Annotated in this window: 9 protein-coding genes; 5 read left to right on the top strand and 4 right to left on the bottom strand. The window is 60.0% G+C overall.

Annotated elements, in window-relative coordinates; all coding sequences use genetic code 11:
• Window positions 1–83 precede the first annotated feature (83 nt).
• The 4 genes from ABWU19_RS13415 to ABWU19_RS13400 form a co-directional block, all read right to left on the bottom strand.
• Window positions 84–749 carry a heme exporter protein CcmB gene (locus ABWU19_RS13415; protein ID WP_435902174.1) on the bottom strand — a complete coding sequence of 222 codons (666 nt, stop codon included), beginning with the start codon at window positions 747–749 and terminating at the stop codon, window positions 84–86.
• 64 nt (window positions 750–813) lie between these two features.
• Window positions 814–1,041, bottom strand: a complete 228-nt coding sequence (locus tag ABWU19_RS13410) for a DUF1653 domain-containing protein (protein ID WP_435902173.1) — start codon at window positions 1,039–1,041, stop codon at window positions 814–816.
• Between the two features lie 185 nt (window positions 1,042–1,226).
• Window positions 1,227–2,363 carry an acetoin utilization protein AcuC gene (locus ABWU19_RS13405; protein WP_435902172.1) on the bottom strand — a complete coding sequence of 379 codons (1,137 nt, stop codon included), beginning with the start codon at window positions 2,361–2,363 and terminating at the stop codon, window positions 1,227–1,229.
• A complete protein-coding gene (locus ABWU19_RS13400) occupies window positions 2,360–2,995 on the bottom strand; it encodes a CBS and ACT domain-containing protein (protein WP_435902171.1) in 636 nt (211 codons plus the stop codon). The genes ABWU19_RS13405 and ABWU19_RS13400 overlap by 4 nt, the downstream gene beginning before the upstream one ends.
• 103 nt (window positions 2,996–3,098) lie before the next feature.
• On the opposite strand from ABWU19_RS13400, the gene ABWU19_RS13395 reads away from it, so the two are divergent.
• From ABWU19_RS13395 to ABWU19_RS13375, 5 genes are all read left to right on the top strand, one after another.
• Window positions 3,099–4,757, top strand: coding sequence for a putative ABC transporter permease subunit (locus ABWU19_RS13395; RefSeq protein WP_435902170.1), 1,659 nt, complete (start codon window positions 3,099–3,101; stop codon window positions 4,755–4,757).
• Window positions 4,758–4,761: 4 nt separating this feature from the next.
• Window positions 4,762–5,163 (top strand): hypothetical protein, encoded by a 402-nt coding sequence (locus tag ABWU19_RS13390; protein ID WP_435902169.1) that lies wholly within the window; start codon window positions 4,762–4,764, stop codon window positions 5,161–5,163.
• Between the two features lie 134 nt (window positions 5,164–5,297).
• Window positions 5,298–6,491, top strand: a complete 1,194-nt coding sequence (locus tag ABWU19_RS13385) for an acyl-CoA dehydrogenase family protein (RefSeq protein WP_435902168.1) — start codon at window positions 5,298–5,300, stop codon at window positions 6,489–6,491.
• A gap of 105 nt (window positions 6,492–6,596) precedes the next feature.
• Complete coding sequence (guaB, locus tag ABWU19_RS13380; protein WP_435902167.1) at window positions 6,597–8,126, top strand: IMP dehydrogenase; 1,530 nt, start codon at window positions 6,597–6,599, stop codon at window positions 8,124–8,126.
• 57 nt (window positions 8,127–8,183) lie between these two features.
• On the top strand, window positions 8,184–9,403 hold a 1,220-nt coding region (locus ABWU19_RS13375; protein ID WP_435902166.1), incomplete at its 3' end, for an AIPR family protein.

Here is a 9,403-nt window from a genome sequence, read left to right as displayed (position 1 = left end):
TCATCTTTGCCCACAACTTCAAGCGTCTGGCCAGCGTTTTGTAGGTAGCAACTTGGGTTACCTCTGGTAATAGCCGCCATAACCTACCCCTCGAGCATGTACGGGAACACCATCGCACACACCGTCACGTAAATCACATCAAAAACCAGCAGCAAGCGCAGCCAATCCAGCAGCTCGGCCACCGGAACACCCTGGGCCAGCCCCTGGGTGAAGCGCACCGCCGCAAGCACCACCGGAATCACCAGCGGAAAGAGCAACAGCGGCAGGAGCACCTCGCGCCCCCGCAAACGGGCCAGCATGCCCGCATAGAAGGTGGAGATGGCCGCATAGCCCAGCGAACCCAGCATCAAGGTTAGTATGTACCAATTCCAGTTTTGCATGGGCAAGTAGAAAAGTCCCGCCGTCAGAACCAAGAGCGCCAGACCCACCACCAGCAGCAAGGCAAACTGAAACAGGAGCTTCCCGAAGTAGATCCACTCCCGGCTGCCGGGGGTCAGGAGCAGGTCATCGAGGGTGCCGTCCTCGACCTCGAGGCCAAAGGCCCGCCCGGCCAGCAGGCTGCCGGCAAAAGCCAGGGCTACCCATAGCACCCCTGGAGCCGCTTTTTGCAGGTCTTGTGGGTTGGGCCCAAAAGCCATGGCCAGGATAAAAAGCATCACCGCCAGGAAAAACACCGCCGATAAAATGCCTGTACGCCCCCGAAACTCCAGCACCAGATCACGCCAGGCCAGCCAGAAAATCCGCCGCACAGGGCTAAGGGTATCGGTTAGAGGGCACCACGTAAAGGGTCAGGCCTCAAAAACGCGTTCGTTTTCACGAATCGGCCTGGCCCACATAGCGGAATCGGGGAAGGCGCTTCCCCTCCACTTCCACATCTTCCAAGAACATGCTCAGGGGGCGTACCCACATGGTTTCGGGCTCGAGGCCGTAGCGGGTTTCGTAGACCACAAACCACTCCTCGGTCTCGGAGTGACGGGCCAGACCGTGCACCCAGTAGTGCTTTCCTTTGTAGTGCTGGTACAAACCCTGCTGTAAATGCACAACTCACCTCGCTGGAACCTATGGTTTTGCGCTTATTCGGTGCCCATATGTTTTTCTTAGAGGCCCGGCAATATAAGAAATTTGGCAAGCGGGCTCTTGTTTAGGATTATACGCCGCATGAGCAAAAAAACTGTGCTGTTTTGCGTTCGTGGCGAAAATTACTTGGGTATTCGCAGGCAGCGCTCTCAAGTCCAGTACGGCCGCACCGACTCGAGCATCCGCTCGGCAAGCTGACGGTTGCGCCGCTCGATTTCGGCCTTGCGGGGGATCTCGGGGTAGGCCCCCTGGGGGTCAAAGAGGGTATGGGTCAGGAAGTGCCCTAGCTGCGTACCCCAGCGCCTGAGCCAGGGTTCGGGCAGGTGGTCGGGCAGCGGCAGGTCTTGCAGGGTCAGGTACAGCAAAGCCCAGATGCGGCTGGTGGCATCGAGGCTATAGCCCCCGCCCAGGGTGTAAACAGCCCGCCCCCCCGCAAAGGCCGCGGCGTACTGGCGCAGCAGGGGAAAAATTTTGGCGTAGGCCTGGGTGGTTAGCAAGATTTCGGCCAGCGGATCCTGGAAATGCGCGTCGGCACCGCACTGCACCACCAGCACATCGGGGCGGAACCAGCGCAGGGCCGGCTCGAGGCCCATCTGCAAGACCTCGAGGTAGGAGTCGTCTTCGGTAAAGGGCTCTAAGGGGATGTTCAGCTTGCGCCCGGTGCCATCGGCCTTGCCAATCTCGTGGGTGTGGCCGGTACCGGGGTAGAGGTAACGGCCCGACTCGTGGATCGAGAAGGTGAGCACGCCTGGCTCGTCGTAGTGAATCCACTGCACCCCATCGCCGTGGTGCACGTCAATGTCGATGTAGGCCACCCGCAGACCCTGCTGGGTGAGGTGGCGAATGGCTACCGAAAGGTCGTTGTAGACACAAAACCCCGAAGCCAGGTCTTTTTGGGCGTGGTGCAGCCCGCCCCCTAGCTGCAAGACCTCCCGGGCCTGCCCGCTCGAGATCATCCGGGCGGCGGTCAGGGTGCCCCCCACCAGCCAGCGGGCCGCCTGGTCCATGCCGGGAAAGATGGGGGTGTCGGCGGTTCCGATGCCGTAGTGGTCGAAGTCGGGCGAGCGTTCGCCGCGCGAGGCGGCCTCCACCCGCCGCACGAAGGATTCCAGGTGCACGCTGCGCACCTCCTCGCGGGTGGCCGGGGTGGGCTCCACAAAATGCAGTGGATGGCCCAGGTGCTCGAGCAAATCCAAGAGCATCTCCAGGCGCACCGGGCTGAAGGGGTGTTGCGGCCCGAAATTGTAGAGCTTGTACTGGGGGCTATAAACAACAGGAACGCTCATAAAGTCTTGCTGGGAATTTCAGGAGGCCAGCGCACATCATAGCCCTGCTGACGCAGTTCTCGAGCAATTTTGCGCGTATCCAGTGTCCCGACCCGCACCACCGTGGTCACGCTGCCCTCGCCGCAGGGGTAGGTCAGCAGGGAGTGAATGTTAATGTTCTGCCGGGCCAGCTCCCCGCTCAGGCGGGCCAGCTCGCCGGGCCGGTCGTCGAGACAGACCTCGAGCCGCCCGCTGGGCTTTTGCACCCCGGTCAGGCGCAAAAGCGCATCCAGCAGGTCAATCCCGGTCACGATGCCCACCAGCTCGGGGCCCTCCAGGATGGGCAGCGCCCCTATTTTGCGTTCCCGCATGACCCGCGCAGCTTCCTCCACCGGGTCCAGCGTCTCCGCGGTAAAAACCGGCTGGGTCATCACCTCTTCGACCGGGGTCGCGGTAGACCTGGCCCCCCCAGGGGCAAAGGGGCTGGTGGCCAGCCGAATATCGCGGTCGGTAATCATCCCCACCAGACGGCCTTCCCGCATCACCGGAATGTGCCGGATATTGCGCTGCAACATGATGTGGTAGGCTGCCTCGAGCGTCACCGAAACGTCCACCGTCAGTACTGGGCTGTGCATTACGTCTTTTACTAACATTTATTTCAGTCTAATGCACCCAAGCCCAGAGGCCGCTAGGGGCATTTGTCTAGTGGCACAAACGCACCCACCCCCAGCCCGGACTGGTCTACACTGGGGGCAGATGCTGACCCTGCGCTTGCAGCTTTTGTGGAATGGGTTTCGTCAGTCGCCGGCCTCGGCCCTGGTGGGCTTGGGGCTGGGGGCTCTGCTGGCGTATGGGGCCTGGGCCGGCACAGGCTGGTTTTTGCACTTCATCTCCAACGAGCTTTTTGGCAGCAGCACCTTTGTGAACCGGCTGGCCGCGGCTTTCACCCGCGATGTGCTGGTAGACCGCATCCTGGGCAGCCTGCTCTTGGTGCTCTCGAGCGCGGTGGTGCTCTCGGCCCTGCCCAACGCGGTGGCCGTGCTCTACACCTCCGAAGACCTGCCCCTGCACCTGACCCTGCCGCAAAAAGCCAGCCGGGTCTTCCTCTTTAAGGTGGGCGAGGTATTTGCCACCACCGCCCTGCTTCCTTTGCTGCTGGTGCTGCCGGTGCTCTTCGCCTACGGCGCACACTATGGCGCTCCGCCGGTTTTTTATCTGGGGGCGGCTTTGCTGATGCTGGCTCTGTTTGCCTTCCCGGTGGTGCTGGGGGTAGGGCTGGCTTTGCCGCTGGTGCGCTTCGCTCCGGCAGGGCGTGCGCGGGAGTGGGCGGCGGCCCTGGGCGCGGTGCTGGGTGGGCTGCTCATCTTTTTGCTGCGGGCCTTGCGGCCCGAGGTGTTGCTCCAGACCAACTTTGCCAACCCCGAGGAACTCGACCGCTTCCTCCAGACCTTCCGCGACCCCAGCGCGCCCTTTTTGCCCTCGGCCCTGGCCCAGCAGGCCCTCAAGGGGCTGGTGCGGGGCGAGCTCGAGCCGCAGTTCTGGCTACTGCTGGCCCTGTCGGGTGGGCTGCTGCTGCTGGCCGGGCTGGTGGCGGGCTACGCCTACCAGCAGGGCTGGGTGCGGGCGCTGGAAGGCACCGTGCGCGAACGCGGCATCCTGCGCCCGGGCCTGCTGGACCGCTGGTCGCTTTCCAGCCGGGTGGGCGCATTGTGGGCGCGCGACCTGCGGCTGTTTTTCCGCGACGCCAACCAGGCTTCCCAGCTGATTCTGGTGGGGGTGCTGGTGCTCTTGTACACCACCAGCCTGCAGTACCTCCCCCTGGGCGACACCCGTTTTCAGGTGGTGGCGGGCTTTATGCACCTGGCCTTCCAGGGCTTTGTGATTGGCGGGGTGGGGGTGCGGCTGGCCTACCCGCTGTTGAGCCTCGAGGGCCAGGGCTACTGGATGCTGCAAACCGGCCCGGTAGCCAAGCACACCCTCCTGCTGACCCGCTTTGGCCTGGCCCTGTTTTTTCTGGTGCCGCTGGGTCTGGCCCTGGGCTACTACTCGCCACGGGTGATTGGCCTGGACGACAACCTCACCCAGATTTCCCTGATTCTGGGCCTGGCCTCGGCCATCAGCGCCGCTGCTTTGGGGGTGGGGCTGGGGGCCGCTTTCCCCAAATTTGATGCTTCCAACCCCGCCGAGGTGCCCATCGGGATTGGGGGCTTTTTGTACATGGGCTTGATGCTTCTGCATGCGGGATTTCTGGTGCTCCTGGCCAGCCGCCCGGTCTACCTGGCCATTACCCAGCGGCAAAACGACTACCTAGGTAGCACCGAAGGCCCTTTGTGGCTGCTGATGGTAGGGGCCGTAACCCTGATTCCGGCCCTGCTGGCGCTGGGGTTTGGCTACCGCAGAATGGGAGAAAGGTAAAATTATGCGTATAACCTGGTTCTTTTTGCTGCTTCTTTCTGGTCTGGGGCTGGCCCAGGTGCAAAACCGCGCGGCCCTCATCACCGACTTTCGGCAGGTGCAGGGGGTCTGGACCATTAAGCTCGATTACGTCGAGGTCAAGGACTGCAACCGCGAGGACTGCCCGGCAGGTATCGAGGTATCCAACCAGAACCCCCTGATCCGCACCTTTCGCTTTACCCGCAACACCAAAATCTACCTGCTCAAAAGTGCCGGGGAGTACTTCCAGGTCACCCCCCAGCAGCTCATCCAGGGCCTGGGCGGAAAAAACTTTGGCTGGTCTTTTAACAGGTACACCCCGTTCTACATCAAGGTGAACGAGGCCAGGCGGGAGATCCTCGAGCTACGCCAGATGTATTTACCCTGAGCTCGAGGCCAACTACCATTTGCGTAACCAGCTTATGCGCCTCGCTGCAGGGAAGATGGCTGGGCAGTTTTTTACACCCCCTTCAAGCCACCCTACCCCAGCGACTAAAGTACAATCGGGAAACGAGGTCTGCTATGTTCGACTTTTACCAGGTAACCGAGCTGCTCACCCCCGAAGAGCGCGAGATTCAGAAAGCGGCCCGCAAGTTTCTCGAGGCCGAGGCCCTGCCCCACATTGCCGAGTGGTGGGAGAACGCCGAGTTTCCGGTGCATCTGATCCGAAAGTTTGGCGAGATGGGCTTTTTGGGCACCACCATTCCCAGCGAGTACGGCGGGATGGGGGCCAGCGCGGCGGCCTACGGGGTGGTGGGCTACGAGCTCGAGCGCATCGACTCCGGCCTGCGTAGCTTTTGCAGCGTGCAGAGCAGCCTGGTAATGTACCCCATCTGGGCCTACGGCTCCGAGGAGCAAAAACGCGAATACCTGCCCAAACTGGCTACGGGCGAGTATGTGGGCTGCTTTGGCCTGACCGAGGCCGACGGCGGCAGCGACCCCGACGCCAACATGAAGACCCGCGCCCGGCGCGACGGGGGCGACTACATTCTGAATGGCTCCAAGATGTGGATTACCAACGGCAATCTGGCCCACATCGCCATCATCTGGGCCAAGGACGACGAGAGGATAGTGCGCGGCTTTATCGTGCCCACCGATACCAAGGGCTTTAGGGCCAACAAGATTCAACACAAAGCCTCGCTCAGGGCCTCGGTCACCAGCGAGCTGGTGCTGGAGGATGTGCGGGTGCCGGCCAGCGCCATGCTGCCCGGGGTGAAGGGCCTTAAGGGGCCGCTTTCCTGCCTCACGCAGGCCCGCTATGGCATCGCCTGGGGGGCGCTGGGAGCGTTGGAGGCGGTGTATACCGAGGCCCTCGAGTTCGCCCAAAGCCGCGTCACCTTTGGGGCCCCCATCGCCAGCCGCCAGCTAGTGCAGGAAAAGCTGGTGCGTATGGCCGCCGACCACACCAAGGGTCTTTTGCTGGCCTGGCGCTTAGCCCAGCTCAAGGACGCCGGTACCCTCAAGCCCGCCCAGGTGAGTCTGGGCAAGCGCGACAACGTGCGGGCCGCGCTCAACGCCGCCCGGGCCGCCCGCGAAATTTTGGGCGGTAGCGGCATTACCCTGGAATACCACAGCATCCGCCATATGCTGAACCTTGAGACCGTGGACACCTACGAGGGCACCCACGACATCCACACCCTGATCCTGGGCCGCGAGCTGACCGGCGAAAACGCCCTGGGCGAAATTCCCAGGAAGGAAGCGGTGGGCTCGAGGTAGCCCGGCCCAGGCATCGTTGGTTCGTTCTGTTTGCTGAGGCCCCGCCTGCAACACCGGCAGGTGGGGCATATGCATATCCCTAAGGGCTGCTATACTGCTAGGAATATGCTCGAGATGCCCAGCAAACCCCGTTCCAGAACAGAAAAAATCCAGCAAGAAGGCCTGACCTTCGACGATGTGCTGCTCATCCCGGCTTACTCCGAGGTGCTGCCCCGCGAGGTGGACACCCGCACCCAGCTCAGCAAAAAACTGTGGCTCAACATCCCCATTCTCTCCGCTGCAATGGACACCGTCACCGAGGCCGAAATGGCTATTGCCATGGCCCGCGAGGGCGGCCTGGGGGTCATCCACAAAAACATGAGCCCCGAAGAGCAGGCCGCCATGGTGCGTAAGGTCAAGCGCAGCGAGGCCGGGATGATTCAAGACCCCGTCACGCTGGCCCCCAACGCCACCCTGGAAGACGCCGAACGCCTGATGCGCGAGTTCCGGATCGGGGGCCTGCCGGTGGTGGACTTCTACGGCAAGCTGCTGGGCCTGGTCACCAACCGCGACCTGCGCTTCGAGCGCGACATGGGGCGGCTGGTCTCCGAGGTGATGACCCCGGCAGAGCGCCTGATTACCGCGCCGCCCGGCACCATCCTGGAAGAGGCCGAAGCCCTGCTGCGCCAGCACAAAATCGAGAAGCTGCCCCTGGTAGACCACGAAGGGCGCCTCAGGGGCCTGCTGACCCTCAAAGACCTCACCAAGCGCCAGAAGTTCCCCTTTGCGGCCAAGGACGCCCAGGGCCGCTTGCTGGTGGGCGCGGCGGTGGGGGTCTCCAAAGACCTCGAGGCCAGAGCCCGGGCCCTGGTAGAAGCTGGGGTAGACGTGCTGGTGCTGGACAGCGCCCACGGGCACAGCCGGGGCATCCTGGAGGCATTGCGAAACCTCAAGCAGACCTTTGGCGATGCGGTGCAGATCATCGCCGGGAACGTGGCCACCGCCGAAGGTGCGCGGGCCTTGGCCGAGGCCGGGGCCGATGCGGTCAAGGTGGGCATTGGGCCGGGCTCCATCTGCACCACAAGGGTCGTGACCGGGGTGGGGGTGCCGCAGATTACCGCCATTATGGAAGCCGTAGCCGGGCTCGAGGGCCTGGACGTGCCGGTGATTGCCGACGGCGGCATCAAGTACTCCGGTGATGTGGCCAAGGCCCTGGCCGCCGGGGCCCACAGCGTGATGCTGGGCTCGATGCTGGCCGGCACCCAGGAAGCCCCCGGCGAAGAAGTGCTCAAGGATGGCCGCCGCTACAAGCTCTACCGGGGCATGGGCAGCATGGGGGCCATGCGCCAGGGCTCAGCCGACCGCTACTTCCAGGACTCGGGCACACCCCCGCAGAGGGCAGGCTTGGCCCAGGTAGAGGCCAAAAAACTGGTTCCCGAGGGGATCGAGGGAATGGTGCCTTACAAAGGTCCGGTGGGCGATGTGCTCTACCAGGTGGTGGGGGGGCTTAGGGCCTCGATGGGCTACTGTGGTACGCCTAACCTCGAGGCCTTCCGCAAAGAGACCCGCTTCACCCGGATTTCCAACGCCGGCCTGATCGAGAGCCACCCCCACGGCGTGTTGATCACCAAAGAAGCACCGAATTACTCGAGGTAAATCCATCTCTTTGTTACAATAAGCTCACAGTGTATTCATGCTGGGGGTAGGAGTCCTATGCTAACGAAAACGAACTGGGACTACATTATTGATCAGGCTTATACCGATCTGAAGGATACGCTAGGTGCTCAACGCAATGATTATTTTGGTTTAGTCTACCTCGAAAGGGAGTATCAGGTTCCTAGAGAGGAGGCGCTAAAGCAAGTTGCCTTTGGTGGCAATGATTTTGGTATTGATGGTTTTCATGTTGACGTTACCAGGAGGAATTTATATTTGTTCCAGTTTAAATATTCCAAAGACTATCGTCAGTTCAAAGACTCTATTCAACGTATGATTGACCAAGGAATTGAGTACATATTTGGTGGCAACTTTCAAGTACAAAATGCCAATCAAATGCTTCGACAGCTTAAGAGCCGTCTTCGTGAGGATAAAGCTTTGATTGATAGGGTTTATTTGTACATGGTTTTCACGGGTAAAGTAGAGGATGCGTTGTCAAGCCAGGTATTAGAGAAATTAACCGAAGACCTTCAGAATAAGCGCTTTTGGATGGAGCAGTTTTTTGGACGTCCGATTGAAGTTTTCGTTGAATACAGATCGGTAGAAGAAGGCCCCATTCCTATAGATACTTCTCCACACCACTCCTTTGATATCCGATTTCAGAGTGCCTTTTCAGAGACTGGCCCTCAGGGTGAAATTTTGAGTATCGGACTAATTACGCTTTTTGACTTGGTTCGCATCTTCAGGGCTATGGGTTCACGTTTTTTTGATCGAAATATAAGGTCGGGATTGGGTAACAAGATTTATGTGAATAAAGTTCTCAAGAGAGCATTTAAACGAGTTTTATTGGAGAGAAAAGACGATCCAAAAGTGTTTCCTTTCTTTCACAATGGAGTATCCTTATCAGCTGAGAAAATCGAGTTTACCTCTGAGGGAGGACTGATTACTGAACCTAGATTGCTAAACGGTGCACAAACAGTTACTACTTTTGATGAGTTCTTGAAAGAAAATGAAGGTAATGCAGCACTGGATAACTCTTCAGATTTGAAAGGTTCGATCAAGGTCTTGTGTAAGATCATCACTAAGGCAGAGCCAAATTTCATTACCTCAGTAACGATCAATAACAATCGACAAACTCCGGTTGAACCGTGGAATCTCAGAGCAAACGATCTAATCCAGCTAGAGTTACAAGATAAATTTAGAGATGATTTGCATATATATTACCCCAATTCGGAAAAGCCACCAGCCACATTTCCCCAAACTGCGCCAACAGGAGGCGC

It is taken from the genome of Meiothermus cerbereus, assembly GCF_051297115.1.
Taxonomy (GTDB): domain Bacteria; phylum Deinococcota; class Deinococci; order Deinococcales; family Thermaceae; genus Meiothermus; species Meiothermus cerbereus_A.
The sequence above is the reverse complement of the archived record's forward strand: the minus strand, read 5'-3'. Positions and strand labels throughout refer to the sequence as shown.

Bases quoted from the DNA above. Each gene is read 5' to 3' on its own strand.
- ABWU19_RS13395 (WP_435902170.1), top strand. From the start codon at position 3,099: ATGCTGACCCTGCGCTTGCAGCTTTTGTGGAATGGGTTTCGTCAGTCG.
- ABWU19_RS13400 (WP_435902171.1), bottom strand. From the start codon at position 2,995: ATGTTAGTAAAAGACGTAATGCACAGCCCAGTACTGACGGTGGACGTT.
- guaB (WP_435902167.1), top strand. From the start codon at position 6,597: ATGCTCGAGATGCCCAGCAAACCCCGTTCCAGAACAGAAAAAATCCAG.
- ABWU19_RS13405 (WP_435902172.1), bottom strand. From the start codon at position 2,363: ATGAGCGTTCCTGTTGTTTATAGCCCCCAGTACAAGCTCTACAATTTC.
- ABWU19_RS13390 (WP_435902169.1), top strand. From the start codon at position 4,762: ATGCGTATAACCTGGTTCTTTTTGCTGCTTCTTTCTGGTCTGGGGCTG.
- ABWU19_RS13385 (WP_435902168.1), top strand. From the start codon at position 5,298: ATGTTCGACTTTTACCAGGTAACCGAGCTGCTCACCCCCGAAGAGCGC.